The organism is Kineosporia sp. NBRC 101731, assembly GCF_030269305.1.
Taxonomy (GTDB): domain Bacteria; phylum Actinomycetota; class Actinomycetes; order Actinomycetales; family Kineosporiaceae; genus Kineosporia.
This window is the reverse complement of sequence record NZ_BSTC01000055.1, coordinates 1-393: the sequence shown is the minus strand read 5'-3', so window position 1 is coordinate 393 and position 393 is coordinate 1. Positions and strand designations below refer to the sequence as shown.

Here is a 393-nt window from a genome sequence, read left to right as displayed (position 1 = left end):
AGGGCACCTTCGACTGGCGCGCCGCGGTCTCGGTCAACACCCAGATGCGCAACCGCCTCACCCCCGGCAGCCCCGCCTGGGAAGCCGTCCAGAAAGCCCTGGCCCAGCACCTACCCGGCAAGAACCAACGCCAAGCCATTCACGCCGCCCAACGCGAGATCCAGAAAGTCAACCCCAACGCCGCCCGCAACCGCTACGAAGAAGCAGTCAAAGAAAGCTGCGTCTACGCCTACCCCCTGGCCGACGGCATGGGCGGACTGACCGTTAAACTACGCGCCGACAAAGCCATGCTCATCCACTCCATGCTCGACGCCCTGGCCGACAGCTACCGCGACGCCCTCCGCCGAGCCGGCATCCCCGACACCCGCAGCCACCAAGAACGCCGAGCCGACG

The 393-nt window shown here is 66.9% G+C and carries 1 protein-coding gene; it reads left to right on the top strand.

Annotated elements, in window-relative coordinates; translation table 11 throughout:
• Window positions 1-393 (top strand): DUF222 domain-containing protein (locus tag QSK05_RS36075; protein WP_285601913.1); only part of this gene is annotated, 393 nt, incomplete at both ends.